Annotated in this window: 29 protein-coding genes and 1 pseudogene; 27 read left to right on the top strand and 3 right to left on the bottom strand. The window is 69.5% G+C overall.

The window, feature by feature from the left end:
- The first annotated feature begins 7 nt into the window (after positions 1-7).
- The 19 genes from rplV to E1289_RS23920 all read left to right on the top strand — a co-directional run bounded on the left by rplV (position 8) and on the right by E1289_RS23920 (position 10187).
- Positions 8-391 carry a 50S ribosomal protein L22 gene (rplV, locus tag E1289_RS24010; protein WP_131983865.1) on the top strand — a complete coding sequence of 128 codons (384 nt, stop codon included), beginning with the start codon at positions 8-10 and terminating at the stop codon, positions 389-391.
- Positions 391-1254: a 30S ribosomal protein S3 gene (gene rpsC / locus E1289_RS24005; protein WP_131983863.1), complete on the top strand. Its 864-nt coding sequence runs from the start codon at positions 391-393 to the stop codon at positions 1252-1254. Before rplV ends, rpsC begins: the two co-directional genes overlap by 1 nt.
- A gap of 7 nt (positions 1255-1261) precedes the next feature.
- A complete protein-coding gene (gene rplP / locus E1289_RS24000) occupies positions 1262-1681 on the top strand; it encodes a 50S ribosomal protein L16 (protein WP_131952933.1) in 420 nt (139 codons plus the stop codon).
- A 76-nt stretch (positions 1682-1757) separates the two neighbouring features.
- A complete protein-coding gene (rpmC, locus tag E1289_RS23995; protein ID WP_131983861.1) occupies positions 1758-2000 on the top strand; it encodes a 50S ribosomal protein L29 in 243 nt (80 codons plus the stop codon).
- A complete protein-coding gene (rpsQ, locus tag E1289_RS23990; RefSeq protein WP_131983859.1) occupies positions 1997-2275 on the top strand; it encodes a 30S ribosomal protein S17 in 279 nt (92 codons plus the stop codon). The genes rpmC and rpsQ overlap by 4 nt, the downstream gene beginning before the upstream one ends.
- Before the next feature lie 72 nt (positions 2276-2347).
- Positions 2348-2716, top strand: a complete 369-nt coding sequence (rplN, locus tag E1289_RS23985; protein WP_131952936.1) for a 50S ribosomal protein L14 — start codon at positions 2348-2350, stop codon at positions 2714-2716.
- On the top strand, positions 2716-3024 hold the full coding sequence (gene rplX, locus E1289_RS23980) for a 50S ribosomal protein L24 (protein WP_131983857.1): 309 nt from the start codon (positions 2716-2718) through the stop codon (positions 3022-3024). The genes rplN and rplX overlap by 1 nt, the downstream gene beginning before the upstream one ends.
- A gap of 4 nt (positions 3025-3028) precedes the next feature.
- The gene (gene rplE / locus E1289_RS23975; protein ID WP_131983855.1) at positions 3029-3604 is read left to right on the top strand and encodes a 50S ribosomal protein L5; all 576 of its coding nucleotides are present in this window, start codon (positions 3029-3031) and stop codon (positions 3602-3604) included.
- An 11-nt stretch (positions 3605-3615) separates the two neighbouring features.
- Positions 3616-3801: a type Z 30S ribosomal protein S14 gene (locus E1289_RS23970; RefSeq protein ID WP_018657585.1), complete on the top strand. Its 186-nt coding sequence runs from the start codon at positions 3616-3618 to the stop codon at positions 3799-3801.
- A 145-nt stretch (positions 3802-3946) separates the two neighbouring features.
- The gene (gene rpsH, locus E1289_RS23965) at positions 3947-4345 is read left to right on the top strand and encodes a 30S ribosomal protein S8 (protein ID WP_131983853.1); all 399 of its coding nucleotides are present in this window, start codon (positions 3947-3949) and stop codon (positions 4343-4345) included.
- A gap of 15 nt (positions 4346-4360) precedes the next feature.
- A complete protein-coding gene (rplF, locus tag E1289_RS23960) occupies positions 4361-4897 on the top strand; it encodes a 50S ribosomal protein L6 (RefSeq protein WP_131983851.1) in 537 nt (178 codons plus the stop codon).
- 2 nt (positions 4898-4899) lie between these two features.
- Entirely contained in the window at positions 4900-5286 is a 387-nt protein-coding gene (gene rplR / locus E1289_RS23955; RefSeq protein WP_131983849.1) for a 50S ribosomal protein L18, read from the top strand.
- A gap of 34 nt (positions 5287-5320) precedes the next feature.
- On the top strand, positions 5321-5944 hold the full coding sequence (rpsE, locus tag E1289_RS23950) for a 30S ribosomal protein S5 (protein ID WP_131952947.1): 624 nt from the start codon (positions 5321-5323) through the stop codon (positions 5942-5944).
- Positions 5941-6123, top strand: coding sequence for a 50S ribosomal protein L30 (gene rpmD / locus E1289_RS23945; RefSeq protein ID WP_021596720.1), 183 nt, complete (start codon positions 5941-5943; stop codon positions 6121-6123). Before rpsE ends, rpmD begins: the two co-directional genes overlap by 4 nt.
- Before the next feature lies 1 nt (position 6124).
- Entirely contained in the window at positions 6125-6622 is a 498-nt protein-coding gene (rplO, locus tag E1289_RS23940) for a 50S ribosomal protein L15 (RefSeq protein ID WP_131983847.1), read from the top strand.
- Positions 6623-6851: 229 nt separating this feature from the next.
- Positions 6852-8147 (top strand): preprotein translocase subunit SecY, encoded by a 1296-nt coding sequence (gene secY, locus E1289_RS23935; RefSeq protein ID WP_131983881.1) that lies wholly within the window; start codon positions 6852-6854, stop codon positions 8145-8147.
- Positions 8147-8797, top strand: coding sequence for an adenylate kinase (locus E1289_RS23930; RefSeq protein WP_131983845.1), 651 nt, complete (start codon positions 8147-8149; stop codon positions 8795-8797). The genes secY and E1289_RS23930 overlap by 1 nt, the downstream gene beginning before the upstream one ends.
- A 13-nt stretch (positions 8798-8810) precedes the next feature.
- The gene (map, locus tag E1289_RS23925; protein ID WP_131983843.1) at positions 8811-9668 is read left to right on the top strand and encodes a type I methionyl aminopeptidase; all 858 of its coding nucleotides are present in this window, start codon (positions 8811-8813) and stop codon (positions 9666-9668) included.
- Positions 9669-9743: 75 nt separating this feature from the next.
- The gene (locus E1289_RS23920; RefSeq protein WP_131983841.1) at positions 9744-10187 is read left to right on the top strand and encodes a DUF1707 domain-containing protein; all 444 of its coding nucleotides are present in this window, start codon (positions 9744-9746) and stop codon (positions 10185-10187) included.
- An 18-nt stretch (positions 10188-10205) separates the two neighbouring features.
- Here E1289_RS23920 and E1289_RS23915 read toward each other — a convergent pair whose 3' ends face one another.
- On the bottom strand, positions 10206-11021 hold the full coding sequence (locus tag E1289_RS23915; RefSeq protein ID WP_131983839.1) for a phosphodiesterase: 816 nt from the start codon (positions 11019-11021) through the stop codon (positions 10206-10208).
- A gap of 194 nt (positions 11022-11215) precedes the next feature.
- Positions 11216-11773 carry a hypothetical protein gene (locus E1289_RS23910; RefSeq protein ID WP_131983837.1) on the bottom strand — a complete coding sequence of 186 codons (558 nt, stop codon included), beginning with the start codon at positions 11771-11773 and terminating at the stop codon, positions 11216-11218.
- A 263-nt stretch (positions 11774-12036) separates the two neighbouring features.
- Between E1289_RS23910 and infA the strand changes: the two genes are divergently transcribed.
- The 8 genes from infA to truA all read left to right on the top strand — a co-directional run bounded on the left by infA (position 12037) and on the right by truA (position 16976).
- On the top strand, positions 12037-12258 hold the full coding sequence (gene infA, locus E1289_RS23905) for a translation initiation factor IF-1 (protein WP_018657567.1): 222 nt from the start codon (positions 12037-12039) through the stop codon (positions 12256-12258).
- A gap of 72 nt (positions 12259-12330) precedes the next feature.
- Positions 12331-12444, top strand: a complete 114-nt coding sequence (rpmJ, locus tag E1289_RS23900; RefSeq protein ID WP_021596712.1) for a 50S ribosomal protein L36 — start codon at positions 12331-12333, stop codon at positions 12442-12444.
- 193 nt (positions 12445-12637) lie between these two features.
- Positions 12638-13018 carry a 30S ribosomal protein S13 gene (gene rpsM / locus E1289_RS23895; protein WP_131983835.1) on the top strand — a complete coding sequence of 127 codons (381 nt, stop codon included), beginning with the start codon at positions 12638-12640 and terminating at the stop codon, positions 13016-13018.
- Between the two features lie 61 nt (positions 13019-13079).
- Entirely contained in the window at positions 13080-13481 is a 402-nt protein-coding gene (rpsK, locus tag E1289_RS23890; protein ID WP_021596710.1) for a 30S ribosomal protein S11, read from the top strand.
- Between the two features lie 21 nt (positions 13482-13502).
- The gene (rpsD, locus tag E1289_RS23885; protein ID WP_131983833.1) at positions 13503-14129 is read left to right on the top strand and encodes a 30S ribosomal protein S4; all 627 of its coding nucleotides are present in this window, start codon (positions 13503-13505) and stop codon (positions 14127-14129) included.
- A gap of 113 nt (positions 14130-14242) precedes the next feature.
- Entirely contained in the window at positions 14243-15256 is a 1014-nt protein-coding gene (locus tag E1289_RS23880; RefSeq protein ID WP_131950911.1) for a DNA-directed RNA polymerase subunit alpha, read from the top strand.
- A gap of 94 nt (positions 15257-15350) precedes the next feature.
- Complete coding sequence (gene rplQ, locus E1289_RS23875) at positions 15351-15884, top strand: 50S ribosomal protein L17 (RefSeq protein ID WP_131983831.1); 534 nt, start codon at positions 15351-15353, stop codon at positions 15882-15884.
- A 180-nt stretch (positions 15885-16064) separates the two neighbouring features.
- On the top strand, positions 16065-16976 hold the full coding sequence (gene truA, locus E1289_RS23870; protein WP_207929115.1) for a tRNA pseudouridine(38-40) synthase TruA: 912 nt from the start codon (positions 16065-16067) through the stop codon (positions 16974-16976).
- Between the two features lie 15 nt (positions 16977-16991).
- Here truA and E1289_RS38340 read toward each other — a convergent pair.
- Positions 16992-18268 (bottom strand): annotated as a pseudogene (locus tag E1289_RS38340) (hypothetical protein); the annotation flags it as partial.

Raw genomic sequence — 18268 nt, 5'->3', positions numbered from 1 at the left:
AACAGCGATGGAAGCCAGGGCCCAGGCGCGGTTCGTCCGCGTCACGCCCATGAAGGCCCGCCGCGTGGTGGACCTCATCCGCGGCCTGCCAGCCGCGGAGGCACAGGCGGTGCTGCGGTTCGCCCCCCAGGCCGCGAGTGAGCCGGTGGGCAAGGTGCTGGCGAGTGCCATCGCCAACGCCGAGCACAACTTCAAGCTCGACTCGGACACGCTCGTCGTGAGCCGTGCGTGGGTGGACGAGGGGCCGACGCTCAAGCGTTTCCGTCCCCGCGCCCAGGGCCGGGCCTACCGCATCAACAAGCGCACGAGCCACATCACCGTGGTCGTGGAGTCGCGCGATGAAGCTGCGTCGACGGCCGGCGGCGGTAAGAAGACGAGGAGGGCCCGGTAGTGGGTCAGAAGATCAACCCGCACGGGTTCCGGCTCGGCATCACCACCGACCACAAGTCCGTGTGGTTCGCCGACAAGCTCTACAAGGACTACGTCAAGGAAGACGTCCAGATCCGGCGCATGCTGCAGAAGGGCATGGACCGGGCGGGCATCTCCAAGGTGGAGATCGAGCGGACCCGTGACCGTGTCGAGGTCAACATCCACACCGCCCGGCCGGGCATCGTCATCGGCCGCCGCGGCGCGGAGGCCGAGCGCCTCCGCGGCGACCTGGAGAAGCTGACCGGCAAGCAGGTCCGGCTGAACATCCTCGAGGTGAAGAACCCCGAGATCGACGCGCAGCTCGTCGCGCAGGGCGTGGCCGAGCAGCTGTCCAGCCGGGTCGCGTTCCGCCGCGCCATGCGCAAGGCGATCCAGTCGGCGATGAAGTCGGGCGCCAAGGGCATCAAGGTGCAGTGCGGCGGCCGGCTCGGCGGCGCCGAGATGTCGCGGTCGGAGTTCTACCGCGAGGGCCAGGTCCCGCTGCACACGCTGCGCGCCGACATCGACTACGGCTTCTACGAGGCCCGGACGACGTTCGGCCGCATCGGCGTCAAGGTGTGGATCTACAAGGGCGAGGCCGCGTCGACCCGCGCCGAGCGCGAGCAGCAGGCCGCGCAGCAGCGCGCCGCCGGCGGCGGTGGCGGCCGGGAGCGCCGCGGTGAACGCCGCGGTGGCGGCGGCGGTGGCCGCGGCGGCCGCGGCGGTCGTGGCGGCGAGCGCGGCGGTGGCGGCGGCGAGCGCGGTGGCGCGCCGAAGCAGCAGCAGCAGAGTTCCGAGCAGCCGGCGCAGACGGCCGAGACTGCTCCGCAGGGTGAGGGGAGCTGAATAACCCATGCTGATCCCTCGCAAGGTCAAGCACCGCAAGCAGCACCACCCGAAGCGCAGGGGCATGGCCAAGGGCGGCACCAGGGTCACGTTCGGTGAGTACGGGATCCAGGCCATCGAGGGCGCGTACGTGACCAACCGGCAGATCGAGGCCGCGCGTATCGCGATGACCCGGCACATCAAGCGCGGCGGCAAGGTCTGGATCAACATCTTCCCGGACCGGCCGCTGACCAAGAAGCCCGCCGAGACCCGCATGGGCTCCGGTAAGGGCTCGGTCGAGTGGTGGGTGGCCAACGTCAAGCCCGGACGCGTGATGTTCGAGCTGTCGTACCCCAACGAAGAGGTCGCTCGCGCGGCCCTCATGCGCGCGATCCACAAGCTCCCGATGAAGTGCAAGATCGTTAAGCGGGAAGTCGGTGAAGGCTGATGTTCAAGCTTCACAAGCTCCCGATGCTGTGCTCATTGGGCTGCAAGATCGTTAAGCGGGAAGTGGGTGAGGGCTGATGGCCAAGGGACTGACCGCCGACGACCTGCGGACCGAGCCCGAGGACGTCCTGGTCACCAAGCTCAAGGAGGCCAAGGAGGAGCTGTTCAACCTCCGCTTCCAGGCCGCCACCGGCCAGCTTGAGAGCCACGGGCGGCTGCGCACCGTGAAGCGCGAGATCGCCCGCATCTACACCGTGATGCGGGAGCGCGAGCTCGGCATCGTCACGGTCGACGAGGACGCCGCGGAGGACAACGAATGACCGAGCAGACGACGCAGACCGACAAGCGGCCCAGCCGCAAGGTCCTCGAAGGGCTCGTGGTCAGCGACAAGATGGACAAGACCGTGGTCGTGTCCGTCGAGGACCGCGTCACCCACCGCAGGTACCACAAGGTGATCCGCCGCACGAAGAACTACAAGGCGCACGACGAGGCCAACGAGTGTGGCGTCGGCGACCGCGTCCGTCTCATGGAGACCCGGCCCCTGTCGGCCACCAAGCGGTGGCGCGTGGTCGAGATCCTCGAGAAGGCCAAGTAATTACTGGTTCCACCAGGCTGATCGCCCGCCGCGGGCGGGCGATCAGAACCGGTGTGACGAACAGGAGTCAACGTGATCCAGCAGGAGTCGCGACTCAAGGTCGCCGACAACACGGGTGCGAAGGAGATCCTCTGCATCCGGGTTCTCGGCGGCTCGGGTAGGCGCTACGCGGGAGTCGGCGACATCATCGTCGCGACGGTGAAGGACGCCCTTCCCGCCGCGGGCGTGAAGAAGGGTGACATCGTCAAGGCCGTCGTCGTGCGCACCCGCAAGGAGCGCCGGCGCCCCGACGGCTCCTACATCCGCTTCGACGAGAACGCCGCCGTGCTCATCAAGGACGGCGGGGACCCCCGCGGCACCCGAATCTTCGGCCCGGTGGGCCGTGAACTGCGCGAGAAGAAGTTCATGCGCATCATCTCGCTCGCGCCGGAGGTGCTCTGATGAAGATCCGCAAGGGCGACGAGGTCATCGTCCTCGCCGGCAAGGACAAGGGCGCGACGGGCAAGGTCCTGCGCGTCTACCCGCGCCGTGAGCGCGTGGTCGTCGAGGGCGTCAACCTCATGACCAAGAACATCAAGGCCGACCAGCAGCGTGCCGGACAGGACAGCGGCCGCGTCACGATGGAGGCGCCGCTGCACGTCAGCAACGTCGCCATCGTCGAGGACGGCAAGCCGGTACGGGTCGGTTACCGCATCAACGAGGACGGCACGAAGGTTCGGATCTCGCGCCGTAGCGGTAAGGAGATCTAGACCGATGACCGACACCGTCACCGAACGTCCCGTTCCGAAGCCGCGGCTCAAGCTCCGCTACCGCGAGGAGATCGCGGGGCAGATGCGCGAGCAGTTCGGCTACGCCAACGTCATGCAGATCCCCACGCTGACCAAGATCGTGGTCAACATGGGCGTCGGCGACGCGGCGAAGGACGCCAAGCTGATCGAGGGCGCGATCCGCGACCTGACGCTGATCACCGGCCAGAAGCCGGCCGTCAACCGGGCCAAGAAGTCCATCGCGCAGTTCAAGCTGCGCGAGGGCATGCCGATCGGCGCGCACGCCACGCTGCGCGGCGACCGGATGTGGGAGTTCCTGGACCGGCTGCTGTCGACGGCGCTGCCCCGCATCCGTGACTTCCGCGGCCTGTCGCCGAAGCAGTTCGACGGCAACGGCAACTACACCTTCGGGCTGACCGAGCAGGTCATGTTCCACGAGGTCGACCCGGACAAGGTCGACCGCCAGCGGGGCATGGACATCACGGTCGTGACGACCGCGAAGAACGACGACGAGGGCCGGGCGCTGCTCAAGCTCCTGGGCTTCCCCTTCAAGGAAAGCTGAGCGAGGAGCATATGGCGAAGAAGTCGCTGATCGCCAAGGCGGCGCGGAAGCCGAAGTTCGGCGTGCGCGCGTACACTCGGTGCTCGCGCTGCGGGCGTCCGCGCTCCGTCTACCGGAAGTTCGGCCTGTGCCGCGTGTGCTTCCGGGAGATGGCCCACCGCGGCGAGCTGCCCGGCATCACGAAGTCCAGCTGGTGACCGCCCACCCGGGGGAACGACGCCCCGGGGGCGGGCTCCGGCCAGTAATGACCGATCGGGCACCCGTGAGGGTGCCCATGACCGCGCCGAAGGTCCACGGGCCGCATCAACCCGAGGAAACCGCGGCGAGGAGGGCCAGCAGGCCATGACGATGACCGACCCGATCGCAGACATGCTGACGCGTCTGCGGAACGCGAATTCGGCGTACCACGACAGCGTGGCCATGCCGTACTCGAAGATCAAGGCGCACATCGCCGAGATCCTCCAGCAGGAGGGCTACATCACGGGCTGGACCGTGGAGGACGCCGAGGTCGGCAAGAAGCTCCTGATCGAGCTGAAGTTCGGCCCGACCCGCGAGCGTTCGATCGCCGGCATCAAGCGCGTCTCGAAGCCGGGTCTGCGCGTGTACGCGAAGAAGGACAACCTGCCCAAGGTCCTCGGCGGACTGGGCGTCGCGATCATCTCGACGTCCTCCGGCCTGATGACCGACCGGCAGGCGGGCAAGCGCGGCGTGGGCGGCGAAGTCCTCGCCTACGTGTGGTGAGGGGAGGGTTTCGCAATGTCTCGAATCGGACGTAACCCCATCACCGTCCCCGGCGGTGTCGAGGTCAACATCGACGGCCGCGAGGTCACCGTCAAGGGGCCGAAGGGCACGCTGTCGCACACCGTCGCCGAGCCCATCGAGGTGCGGCTTGAGGACGGCACGCTGACCGTGAGCCGCCCGAACGACCTCAACAAGGTGCGCGGCCTGCACGGGCTCACCCGCACCCTGCTCAACAACATGGTCGTCGGGGTCACCGACGGCTACAAGAAGACCCTGGTCATCCAGGGTGTCGGCTACCGTGTGGCGGCCAAGGGCAAGAACCTGGAGTTCTCGCTCGGGTACAGCCACCCGATCCTCGTCGAGCCGCCGGAGGGCATCTCCTTCACGGTGGAGCGGCCGACCCAGCTGGTCGTCGAGGGCATCGACAAGCAGAAGGTCGGCGAGGTCGCCGCCAACATCCGCAAGCTGCGCAAGCCGGACCCGTACAAGGGCAAGGGCGTGCGGTACGAGGGTGAGTACATCCGCCGCAAGGTCGGAAAGGCTGGTAAGTAGGCATGGCAGGCACGAAGACCCTCGCCGGCAAGGCCACGACCCGGCGTGCGCTCTCGCGCAGGCGCCGGCACCTGCGGGTCCGCAAGAAGGTCCTCGGCAGTGCCGCGCGGCCTCGCCTGGTCGTGACCCGCTCCAGCAAGCACGTGTTCGTCCAGGTCATCGACGACGACAAGGGCCACACGCTGGCCAGCGCGTCGACGATGGAGGCGGACCTGCGCGCCGACTCCGGCGACAAGACGGCCAAGTCCCGCAAGGTCGGCGAGCTGATCGCCCGGCGGGCGCAGGACGCCGGTGTCTCCGCGGTGGTGTTCGACCGCGGCGGCAACAAGTACCACGGCCGCATCGCCGCCGTCGCGGAGGGTGCGCGCGAAGGGGGCCTCGAAGTCTGATGGCCGCCCGGGACAAGGCAAACGAGAGGAACCACTGATGGCAGCGCAGAGGCGTGGTGGCGGTCAGGGTGGCGACCGTCGCGATCGCCGCGACGACCGCCGCGGTGGCGCCGACAAGGGCCAGTCGTACATCGAGAAGGTCGTGGCGATCAACCGTGTCGCCAAGGTCGTCAAGGGCGGGCGGCGCTTCAGCTTCACCGCCCTGGTGATCGTCGGTGACGGCAACGGCACCGTCGGCGTCGGCTACGGCAAGGCCAAGGAGGTGCCCGCGGCGATCGCCAAGGGCGTCGAGGAGGCCAAGAAGCACTTCTTCAAGGTGCCGCGGATCCAGGGCACCATCCCGCACCTGGTGCAGGCGCGGGACGCGGCGGGCGAGGTCCTGCTGCGTCCGGCGAGCCCCGGTACCGGTGTGATCGCGGGTGGCCCGGTGCGCGCGGTCCTGGAGGCCGCCGGCATCCAGGACGTGCTGAGCAAGTCGCTGGGCAGCGACAACGCGATCAACATCGTGCACGCGACGATCGCGGGCCTGAAGGCGCTGAAGCGTCCCGAGGAGATCGCGGCCAAGCGCGGCCTGCCGATCGAGGACGTCGCCCCCGCGGCGATGCTGCGGGCCCGCGCCGCGGGCAGCGAGCCCAGGCCGGAGGTCGCGAGCTCATGAGCAACTTGAAGATCACCCAGACCAAGTCGGTGATCAGCGAGAAGCAGAACCAGCGTGACACGCTGCGCACCCTCGGCCTGAAGAAGATCGGGCAGAGCGTGGTCCGCGAGGACCGCCCCGAGGTGCTCGGCATGATCCGGACGGTGGCGCACCTGGTCACCGTCGAGGAGGTCGACTGACATGGCGGCTGATCTCGGTAAGAAGGACGACGCCACGGGAACGGGCGCCGAGGGCGGCACGCCGCTCAAGGTGCACGACCTGCGTCCGGCCCCCGGCGCCAACCGTGCCAAGACCCGCAAGGGCCGCGGCGAGGCGTCCAAGGGCAAGACCGCGGGCCGCGGCACCAAGGGCACCAAGGCCCGCGGCACCGTCCCCGTCGGTTTCGAGGGCGGCCAGATGCCGCTCATCCGCCGGGTTCCGAAGCTGAAGGGCTTCAAGAACCCGAACCGGGTCGAGTTCCAGGTCGTGAACCTGGACAAGCTCGCCGCGCTCTACCCCGAGGGCGGCGAGGTCACGGCGGAGGACCTGGCGGCCAAGGGCGCGGTGCGCCGCGGCCGGCCGGTCAAGGTCCTCGGCACCGGCGACATCTCCGTCGCGGTTCAGGTGAAGGCGCACGCCTTTTCCGGAGCCGCGAAGGAAAAGATCGCGGCCGCCGGTGGAACCGCCGACGAGCTGTAGAAAGAGACACCTTCGATGCCGGGGCCGTGCTCGCCTTGCGCCGGGGGCCGTGAGGTCCTCCCCGCGGGCGGGACGGCCCCGGTGTCATCTGCTGTTAGAGTCACACGGGCGGAGGTGCTCCGCGTGAGATTCCACACTTCGGGTTTCTCAGCCGGTATCCTCCGCCAGGACTCATGGACCTGTAACGGCCCTCGGCGGCCATGAACTCGCCAGTCACGCAGGAGGAATGGTGCTGACCGCGTTCGCTCGGGCTTTCCGTACGCCTGACCTGCGTAAAAAGCTGCTCTTCACGTTGTTCATCATCCTGGTGTTCCGGCTCGGGTCGATCGTCCCGACGCCGAACGTGAACGTGAGCGTGCTGAAAGAGACCGCCGATGCGGCCAAGGAGAGCAACCAGCTCTACGGTCTTGTCGACCTGTTCAGCGGCGGCGCGCTGCTGCAGTTGTCGGTCTTCGCCCTGGGCATCATGCCCTACATCACGGCGAGCATCATTCTCCAGTTGCTCACGGTCGTGATCCCCCGGCTGGAGGCCCTCAAGAAGGAGGGGCAGTCCGGCACGACGAAGATCACCCAGTACACCCGTTACCTGACGGTCGGGCTGGCGATCCTGCAGGCGACCGGCATCGTCGCGATGGCGAGCACCGGCCAGCTGTTCCAGGGCGTCTCCGGCGCCAACGACATCCTCTACGAGACGACCATGTTCCCCATCATCATGATGGTGGTCGTCATGGTGGCCGGCACGACCGTCATCATGTGGCTGGGCGAGCTGATCACCGACCGCGGCGTCGGCAACGGCATGTCACTGCTGATCTTCACGCAGGTGGTGGCGGTCTTCCCCGCCCAGTTCTGGAGCATCTTCAAGGCCAAGGGCGGCTTCATCTTCGCGGTGGTGCTGATCGTCGGTCTGGCGATCATGGCCGGTGTCGTGTTCGTCGAGCAGGCCCAGCGGCGCATCCCCGTCCAGTACGCCAAGCGGATGGTCGGCCGCCGCATGTACGGCGGCACCTCGACCTACATCCCGCTGAAGGTCAACCAGGCCGGCATCATCCCGATCATCTTCGCCTCGTCGCTGATCTACCTGCCCGTGCTGGCGACCCAGCTGTGGCCCGACACCAAGTGGCTGCAGAAGGCCCAGCCGTACCTGCAGCAGGACAACGCCTGGCACATGGCGGCCTACTTCGGCCTCATCATCTTCTTCACCTACTTCTACGTGGCGATCACCTTCAACCCCACTGAAGTGGCCGACAACATGAAGAAGTATGGTGGGTTCATCCCAGGTATCCGCCCTGGCCGGCCGACCGCCGAATACCTCGACTTCGTGCTGACCAGGATCACCACACCCGGTGCCGTGTACCTGGGGCTCGTGTCCTTGATCCCGATGGTGGCGTTCGCACTCCTGGACGCGACCTCGGAGTTCCCCTTCGGTGGCGCGAGCATCCTCATCATCGTCGGCGTCGGACTGGATACCGTGAAGCAGATCGAGAGTCAGCTGCAGCAGCGCAACTACGAGGGTTTCCTGCGGTAGTGCGTATCGTCCTGGTGGGCCCCCCGGGTGCGGGCAAGGGGACGCAGGCCCAGTACATCGCATCTCATCTGTCCATCCCGAAGATTTCGACAGGTGACATCTTCCGCGCCAACGTCAGCGGCGGCACCGAGCTCGGCCGGCAGGCCAAGCAGTACATGGACCGCGGCGACCTGGTGCCCGACGAGGTCACGATCGCGATGGTGCGCGACCGCCTCGCCGAGGACGACGCCCGCGACGGGTTCCTGCTGGACGGCTTCCCGCGCAACGTGCCCCAGGCCGAGACGCTGAAGAAGATCCTCGCCGAGTGGGACGCCCGGCTCGACATCGTGCTGGAGCTGGTCGTCGACGAGGACGAGGTCGTCCGGCGGCTGTCGGGCCGGCGCACCTGCGACCGCTGCGGCCGGATCTGGCACGTCGACTTCGACGACAAGCAGGACGACATCTGCGACGACTGCGGCGGGCACCTGTTCCAGCGCGACGACGACAAGGAAGAGGTCGTCCAGCATCGCCTGGAGGTCTACAAGCAGGACACGGCCCCGCTGGTGCAGTTCTACGCCGACGAGAACATTCTGGTCGGCATCGACGCGACCGGCCCGGTCGAGGAGGTCACCAAGCGCGCCCTGACCGCCCTGCGCCCGCTGGAGAAGTGAGGGCGGGGGAGAGATGTTCAAGCGGCGCAGGCCCGCGATCCAGGTGAAGACCGCGGAGCAGCTCGAGCTGATGCGCGCGGCCGGGCTGCTGGTCGGCCGGACCCTTGAGGTCCTGCGGGAGGCGGTCCGGCCCGGGATCAGCACCCTGGACCTGGACGGGATCGCCGAGCGGCACATCCGCGACCACGGCGGCGTGCCGTCGTTCAAGGGCTACCACGGCTTCACCGGGACGATCTGCGCGTCGGTCAACGAGGAGATCGTGCACGGCATCCCGAACGGCGGGAAGGTGCTGCGGGACGGCGACGTCATCTCCATCGACTGCGGCGCGATCGTCGAGGGGTGGCACGGCGACGCGGCGGTCACCGTTCCGGTGGGGGAGATCACCGCGGAGCTGCGGCGGCTCCTGGAGGTGGCCGAGACGTCCCTGTGGCACGGTCTCGCGGCCGGACGGGCCGGGGCCAGGCTCACGGACATGTCGCACGCGATCGAGGCTCACATTCGCGCTGAGGGCGCCTACGGCATCGTTGAGGGCTACGGCGGGCACGGCATCGGGACGGAGATGCACATGGACCCGCTCATCCCCAACCACGGCGAGCCGGGGCACGGGCCCGTCCTGGAGCCGGGGATGTGCTTCGCGGTCGAGCCGATGGTGAACCTCGGCACGAAGGACACCGTGGAGCTGGACGACGGCTGGACGGTCGTCACGCGCGACGGGCGCTCCTCGGCGCACTTCGAGCACACGTTCGCCGTCACGCCGGCGGGGCCGCGCGTCCTGACCTCCCTCGACGAGGGCCGGGAGTGGTTCACCAGGCTCGGCGTCGAGGCGTACGCCACGGCTTCCGGCGAGTCGCCGGCGCGCGGCGCGAACTGACCTCTCCGCGAGAGGCTTTCACCGGAATCGTCCCTACATAATGGGAAGTGAAGCTTCTGGCTGAGCGGAGGAACGATGGCGCCGAACCCTGACATCCGGGCCTCGGACGCCGAGCGCGACCGGGTGGCGGCGAGCCTGCGCGAGCACTGCGGCGAGGGCCGCATCACGATGGACGAGATGCACGAGCGGCTGGAGGCGGTGTACGAGGCCAAGACCGTCGGGCAGCTTCAGCAGGTCACCGCCGACCTGCCCGAGGAGGACCTCTACCAGCTTCCCGTCCCCGCGTCGCAGCCGAAGAGCACCGACCTGGCGGCCAGTGCCGCGTCGCGGGTGCCGGAGGTGGCCCAGCATCGGGCGATGTGGGCGACGTGGGCGTCGGTCAGCGCGATCAACTTCACGATCTGGCTGATCATCGCCGTGTCGAGCGGCTGGGTGTACCCGTGGTGGATCTGGGTGGCGGGCCCCTGGGGCGCGATGCTCCTCATCGGCACGCTGTTCGGCGGCCGCCGGAACGGGTGACGGACCGGACGGCGGCGGTCACTCCACGTCCATCAGGGGACGGTAGTTCCCGGTCGGGACGAAGTGCGTCGTGGCGGTGCCGTCCTCCTCGACGAGGTGGATGGCGAACCCCGCCGGTTCCCCGGTGACCGCGGCCCGGCCGGGCTGCGTCAGGTCGAGGAACAGTTGCCGGTAGGTGCTGGGGCACGTGGTGCTGACGGTCCCCGCCAGCGAGCCGACCGAGCCGCGGTGCACGTGCCCGGAGATCACCCGCACGACCTGCCGGTGCCTGGAGATCACGGACGCGAACCCGGCGGGATCGATGAACCGCATCTCGTCGATGAAGCGGATCCCGATCGGGAACGGCGGATGGTGGGTGGCGACGATCGTCGGCGTGTCGGGCGCGGCGGCGAGCGTGGCGTCGAGCCAGGCGAGGCGGTCCGCGCTCATGTGCCCGTGGGGGTGCCCCTCGACGGTGGTGTCGCAGCAGACGAGCCGGACGCCCGCCACGTCGACCGCGTACTGGAGGGGGTCGTGCGGGGCGAGCCCGCCGGCCGTCAACGCGGGCTGGTCGTCGAAGACCTTGCGCATCTCCGCGCGGTCGTCGTGGTTGCCGGGCATCGGGTAGACGGGCATCGGCAGCGGGGACAGCAGCGCGTGCAGCCGGGCGTACTCGGCGTGCCGGCCCCCGTCGGCGAGGTCGCCGGTGAGGACGACGGCGTCGGGCCGGGCGGGCAGCGAGAGCAGGCTGGACACGGCGGCCCGCAGGGCGCGGACCGGCCCGGAGCCGTCGTCCACCTGACCGTCGCGGCCGGCCGCGAGGTGGATATCGCTCAACTGCGCGATGATCGCCATCCGATCCCCTCCCCCTAGCCCCAGCACACCACGGACTCGTGGCCGCGGCACCCCCTGTCCCACCCCCGGGGCGCCGAGACGATCTTCGCGCCCCGCGCCCCGCCTGTCGACCCGGTCCCCGCCGGAGCGGCGACTCCGCTGTCAGACCGAACCCGTGTGGTGCCCGTCCAGTTGGTGAACGCCCCGGGCGCCGTTCAGGCGACGTGCGGGATCACCAGGGACAGCGCCGAGGTGACCTCCTCGGGGGCGGGCGCGATGTCGGGGACCACGTCACGGAGCGCCAGCCAGCCGTTGATCGCCTGGACGGTCGGCTTGGCCTCGATGAGCTGCGGGTCGTCGATCCCGTACCAGGTGGCGATCTTGGACCAGCGCCACAGCCGGTGGCCGGCGGACGACATCTCCGACGAGGGGAAGCCGGCGACGCCGCGGGAGCCGGTGATCGCGTGGCGGACCGAGTCGAGGGAGCGCCCGACCCGCTCGGCGATGTCGCGGATCGTCAGCAGCGGGTCGGCCTCGACCTGCAGGGCGTGGACGCCCGGCGCGCTGGCCTCGACGTGCTCGACGACCTCCATGATCGCCGCGGCGAGGGTGGGGCCCGGCCAGGAGCAGGACGCGTTGCCGGGGCGCCTGTCGTGCTCGGGCTCGCTGATGATCGAGACGGTGACCGCGCCGTGCGTGCGGTCGAACAGCGGGTCCAGTTCGTCCTCGTAGAGGGGACGGCTGAGGATCAGCGCGAAGTCATAGCTCGGCATGCTGATCCTCCTCGGGCGTCTCTCTCCTCGAAAGGTACAACGCGTGGGCGCGGTATGCTTGGCTCGGGAGCGGTCTCGCGACCCGTATCATGCGTCGATTTCGCATTGTGCGACCGGTTGGCGTAGACTCCTTTGTCGGTCCGTCGGCGGCCGCCTGATTCCCTGTTCCGGACGCTTTACGCGTCATGGCGGTGGGTTGCGGCCGATTCTCCCTCGGGAGCCGGGGCCGAGTCCAATGAGCCGACCAGTGAAGCGCGGAGGACATGCCCAAGAAAGAAGGGGCCATCGAGATCGAGGGCACCGTCATCGAGTCACTCCCGAACGCCATGTTCCGGGTGGAGCTCGACAACGGGCACAAGGTGCTCGCCCACATCAGCGGCAAGATGCGGATGCACTACATCCGGATCCTGCCGGACGACCGCGTTGTTGTGGAGCTGAGCCCCTACGACCTCACGCGCGGTCGGATCGTCTACCGGTACAAGTGAATCCATCAATCCCACTGGGGTTGCCTTCCCCGCGCGTGGCGGCGCGGGGGTGACCCTGCTTTAGGAGACCCAGTGAAGGTCAAGCCGAGCGTCAAGAAGATCTGCAACAAGTGCCGCGTCATCCGCCGGCACGGCCGGGTCATGGTGATCTGCTCCGACCCGCGCCACAAGCAGCGCCAGGGCTGACGCACAGCCCGCACGACAACCCAAGCGCATCGCAGCCTTCGCACCGATGGCCGTACGTCCCCCCGAGGGACGTGCGGCACCGTCGTGTGGAGGGACCACCCTCGGACCGCAGGAGGCCGGGGCCGCCACCCGGGCAGGGTGTGTGCGGACGCGATGCGTCCATACCTCCGCGATATGAAGGGAACTGCCCACGATGGCACGCCTACTCGGCGTCGACCTCCCGCGCGAAAAGCGCTTGGAGGTCGCTCTCACCTACATCTTCGGCATCGGCCGGACGCGGGCGCTGGAAACCCTCGCGGGTACCGGGGTCAGCCCCGACCTGCGGGTGCACCAGCTCGGTGACGAGGAGCTGGTGAAGCTCCGCGACTGGATCGAGGCGAACTACAAGACCGAAGGCGACCTGCGCCGTGAGGTCCAGGCCGACATCCGCCGCAAGATCGAGATCGGGTCCTACCAGGGCATCCGGCACCGCCGCGGGCTTCCCGTGCACGGTCAGCGCACGCAGACCAACGCGCGTACCCGCAAGGGCAAGAAGAAGACCGTGGCCGGCAAGAAGAAGGTCGGCAAGAAGTAGTCCGCGCCGGGCCCGCCGGGCCCGCCGGGTCGATGACCTCAGAGTGGAGAGAGCAGCATAGATGCCTCCTAAGAGCCGTGTCGGCGCCAAGAAGGTGCGCCGCAAGGAAAAGAAGAACGTCGCTCACGGGCACGCCCACATCAAGAGCACGTTCAACAACACGATCGTTTCGATCACCGACCCCAACGGCAACGTGATCTCCTGGGCCTCGTCGGGCCACGTCGGTTTCAAGGGCTCGCGCAAGTCCACCCCGTTCGCCGCGCAGCAGGCCGCCGAGGCCGCCGCCCGGCGCGCGATGGAGCACGGCATGCGCAAGGTCGACGTCTTCGTGAAGGGCCCGGGTTCGGGCCGCGAGACCGCCATCCGGTCGCTGCAGGCGACCGGCCTCGAGGTGGGCTCGATCCAGGACGTCACGCCCGTTCCGCACAACGGCTGCCGCCCGCCCAAGCGTCGTCGGGTCTGAGGCCGGGGGAGATACAGAACAATGGCTCGTTACACCGGTGCGGACTGCAAGCTCTGCCGCCGCGAGAAGATGAAGCTGTTCCTCAAGGGCAGCAAGTGCGAGGGCCCCAAGTGCCCGATCGAGATCCGTCCCTACCCTCCGGGTGAGCACGGCCGCGGCCGGCCCAAGGAGACCGAGTACCTGCTGCAGCTTCGCGAGAAGCAGAAGGCGCGGCGCATCTACGGCGTCCTGGAGCGGCAGTTCCACAACTACTACGTCGAGGCGAACCGCCAGCAGGGCAAGACGGGCGACAACCTGCTCACCCTCCTGGAGCGCCGGCTCGACAACGTGGTCTACCGCGGCGGCTTCGCCAAGTCCCGCGACATGGCCCGCCAGCTCATCCGGCACGGCCACATCCGGGTCAACGGGAGGAAGGTCAACATCCCGTCGGCCCTGGTGAGCGAGGCCGACATCATCGACGTCAAGCCGAAGTCGCTGGAGTCGACGCCGTTCCAGGTCGCCAAGGCCGAGGTCGGCGACCGTCCCGTCCCGGCGTGGCTCGGGGTCGACGGCGAGAAGATGCGGATCTTCGTGCACTCGATGCCGGTCCGGCAGCAGATCGACGCTCCCGTCCAGGAGCAGCTGATCGTCGAGCTCTACTCCAAGTAGGGGCTCGATCCCCGCCGGGATTCCACGGCGCGTTCCGTGGATTCCCGGCGGGTCGGGGAACACTCACAGACGCGGTAGTCAAATAGCGGGCACCGCGGAAAGAAGGCACCACCATGCTCATCGCTCAGCGTCCAACTCTCACCGAAGAGCAGGTCGACGAGTACCGGTCGCGGTTCACCATCGAGCCGCTGGAGCCGGGCTTCGGCTACACGATCGGCAACTCGCTGCGTCGCACCCTGCTCTCCTCGATCCCCGGTGCGGCCGTCACCAGCATCCGCATCGAGGGCGTCCTGCACGAGTTCTCCACCGTGCCCGGGGTCAAGGAGGATGTCACCGACATCATCCTGAACCTGAAGGAGCTCGTCGTCTCCTCCGAGCACGACGAGCCCGTCGTCATGTACCTGCGCAAGCAGGGCCCCGGTGAGGTCACCGCGGCCGACATCGCGCCGCCGGCGGGCGTCGAGGTCCACAACCCGGACCTGCACATCGCCACGCTGAACAACAAGGCCAAGCTGGAGATGGAGCTGACGGTCGAGCGGGGCCGCGGCTACGTCTCGGCCGCGCAGAACAAGCAGCCGGGCCAGGAGATCGGCCGGATCCCGATCGACTCCATCTACTCGCCCGTGCTGAAGGTCACCTACAAGGTCGAGGCGACCCGAGTCGAGCAGCGCACCGACTTCGACCGCCTCATCCTGGACGTCGAGACCAAGCAGGCGATGCTGCCGCGCGACGCGGTGGCCTCCGCAGGCAAGACCCTCGTCGAGCTGTTCGGCCTGGCCCGGGAGCTCAACGTCGAGGCCGAGGGCATCGACATGGGCCCGTCGCCGACGGACGCCGCGCTCGCCGCGGACCTCGCCCTGCCGATCGAGGAGCTGAACCTCACCGTCCGCTCCTACAACTGCCTCAAGCGCGAGGGCATCCACTCGGTGGGCGAGCTCGTCGCCCGCTCCGAGCAGGACCTGCTCGACATCCGGAACTTCGGTGCGAAGTCCATCGAAGAGGTCAAGCAGAAGCTCAACGACATGGGCCTGTCGCTCAAGGACTCCCCGCCCGGGTTCGACCCGAGCGCGGCGGCGGACGCCTACGGCGACGACGACCAGAGCTACGCCGAGACCGAGCAGTACTGACGAAACCGATCCCGGCGGCCGGGGGCGCGTCCCCCGGCCGTACGGGCCCAGCTGACGCCGGTACCTGGTACGGCCGGCGCAGGAAGGAAGCACCATGCCCAAGCCCACCAAGGGCACCCGCTTCGGCGGCAGCCCCGCGCACCAGCGGCTGATCCTGGCCAACCTGGCGACGTCGCTGTTCGAGCACGGCCGCATCACGACCACCGAGGCCAAGGCCCGGCGGGTGCGTCCGCTGGCGGAGAAGCTGATCACCAAGGCGAAGAAGGGCGACCTGCACAACAGGCGCCTGGTGGCGAGGACGATCCGCGACAAGGGCGTCGTGCACGAGCTCTTCACCGAGATCGCGCCGAGCTTCGCGGACCGTCCGGGCGGCTACACCCGCATCACCAAGATCGGCCCCCGCAAGGGCGACAACGCCCCCATGGCCGTGATCGAGCTGGTGCAGGAGCCGATGCCGGCCGCCAAGGTCGCGCCGAAGGTCGAGGAGAAGGACCTGCCCGCCGAGGGCGAGGTCACCCTCAGCAAGGCCGAGGTCGAGGACACCCCCGCCGAGGACACCAAGGCCGCGGAAAGCAAGGCCGGGGACACCGAGGCCGAAGGTGACGCCGCGGCGGGCGACAAGGAGTAATTCGCCGCTTGACCTGGCCGAGCGTTTGTTTGCTCGACATTCGTCAGGGCCCGCCGTTCCGACCGGGACGGCGGGCCTTGATCTTTGCCAGACTTGATCTCATGGTCAGGTCAGTGGCGCAGCGACGTGCATGCACAAGGGGACGGGACGGCGACGTTGCAGAGGGACGAACCGGCTGACATGACCGCACTGGTACGGCTCCGGCTCGACATCGGTTACGACGGGTCGGATTTCGCGGGCTGGGCGAGGCAACCGAACCAGCGCACCGTCCAGGGCGTCATCGAGGACGCGCTGGCCCGCATGCTGCGCCTGGACCCGCCGCCCATGCTCACCGTCGCCGGCCGCACGGACGCCGGCGTCCACGCCCGGGGGCAGGTCGCCCACCTGGTGGTCCCGGTCGCGGCGTACTCGGCGATCAACGGGACGATGCCGCGCCGCCTGGCGGGGCTGCTGCCACCGGACGTGCGGGTGTGGCGGGTGTCGGTCGCGCCGGAGGGGTTCGACGCGCGGTTCTCGGCGCTGTCGCGCCGGTACGTGTACCGGGTGTGCGACAACCCGTTCGGCGTGGAGCCGCTGCGCCGCCACGACGTGCTGTGGCATCCGCGTCCCCTGGACCTGCAGCGGATGAACGAGGCCGCGCGGCGCCTCGTGGGGGAGAACGACTTCGCCGCGTACTGCCGCAGGCGGGAGGGCGCGACGACCATCCGCGAGCTGCTGCGCTACGAGTGGGCCCGCGACGACCGCGATCCCCACCTCGTGCTCGCGACCGTGGAGGCGGACGCGTTCTGCCATTCGATGGTCCGCGCGCTCGTCGGGGCGCTGCTGATGGTCGGGGACGGGCGGCGCGAGGTGGAGTGGCCCGCGCGGGTGCTCGCGGCGCGCGTCCGCGACTCCGCGGTGAACGTGGCGCCGGCCCACGGGCTGTCGCTGGAGGAGATCCGCTACCCCGGCGACGACGGCCTGGCGCGGCGCGCCCAGGAGACGCGCCGCGTCCGGACGCTCGCGGCGAGCACCTTCGCGGCCGGCGCGGAAACGCCCGCGGCCCTTCCGCGGCAGGAGACGCCCCAGGGCGGCGACCGCGGAGGGCGGTGAGCGCGCCGCGCCCGGTCAGCGGCGGGCACGCGCCACGATCGGGCGGAGGTCGTAGTCCAGGAACCGCTGGGCCGCCTGCTTGATCACCGGGTCGCCGGGCCGGGCCTCCTGGCCGTTCGCCCACTGCACATAGGCGTAGGCGACGTACCGGCCGCGGACCGTCGCGGCGGCGTACCCGCCCGCCCGGTCGAGGTTCGGGGTGTTCTTGCCGCCCATGCCGCGGAACCACTCGTACCGGGCGGGGTCGCCGGCCCGGCTCACCCGGAGCGCGGCGTCCTTCGTCGGCATCACCGCGATCCCGGACGTGACGGCGAGCGAGGTCGACCGGTCGATGAACGTCGCGCGGACGATCTTGCGGCATTTCTCCTGTTCGAGGGCCTGCAGCATGGAGCCCCTGGCCGCGTACGACGGGTCGCGGTTGAGCGACCAGCGGTCGCGGGTGTAGGTCCGCCCGCCGAGTTTGATGGTCTCGGTGGGGAACACGTCGCGGAACGCCAGGGGCGTGCGGTCGGTCCGCTCGCTGTCGATCCGCGACGGCGGCCCGGCGGCGCTGGGGGCCGGGGACGGCGTGGGCGGCGCGGCCGGCGGGGTGGACCGTGCCGTCGCCGGGGCCTCGACGGCCGTGGCCTCTCCGCTCTGGCCGGAGTCCGAGCCGGTGCCGCCGACGGTGAACAGGGCGACGCCCACGGCCAGGATGATCGCCGCACCGCCGCCGATGAGCAGCGGCCTGCGCCGGTTGGGCCCGCCGCCCTTGGGCGCGTCCTTCGGCGGCTGCCCCGGCGGGGGCGGTGTGTCGAGCGGGACGCCGCCCTCGACGTGGTACACGGGCGCGATCACGGCGGGCTGCGGAGCGGTCGTCGCCGTGTCGCCGGCCTCGGTGCCGGTGGAGGCGGTGCCGGCGGACGCGATGCCGGCGGATGCGGGACCGGTGGACGCGGGACCGGTGGACGCGGGACCGGCGGCCACCGCGCCGTGTGGGAACGGTCCGCTGCCGGTGGGCGGTGTGACGCCGACCGGCAGGATCGCGTCCGGTTCGAGGGCCTCGCCCGCGGAGGCCGAGGACGCGTCCTCCGCGGCCCTGGCCTTCTCGAAGGCGGACGCCTGCTCGTCGTGCTGCTCGTCGGGCGCGGACTCCTCGGGGGCGGCGGGAGCGTCCCGGCCGGGCTTGTCCGCCACGGCGGGGATGTCCACGGCCGTGTCGGCGGGCTCGGGCGTGCCTGGGTCCGGGGCTTCCGCGACCTCCGCGACGGCCTCTTCGGGGGGCTCGTCCTCCGGGGGGACGGCGGGGAAGC

The sequence above is a fragment of the Actinomadura sp. 6K520 genome, from assembly GCF_004349245.1.
GTDB lineage: Bacteria > Actinomycetota > Actinomycetes > Streptosporangiales > Streptosporangiaceae > Spirillospora.
Note: the sequence above shows the minus strand (reverse complement) of the source record. Positions and strands in the feature narration are given on the sequence as shown.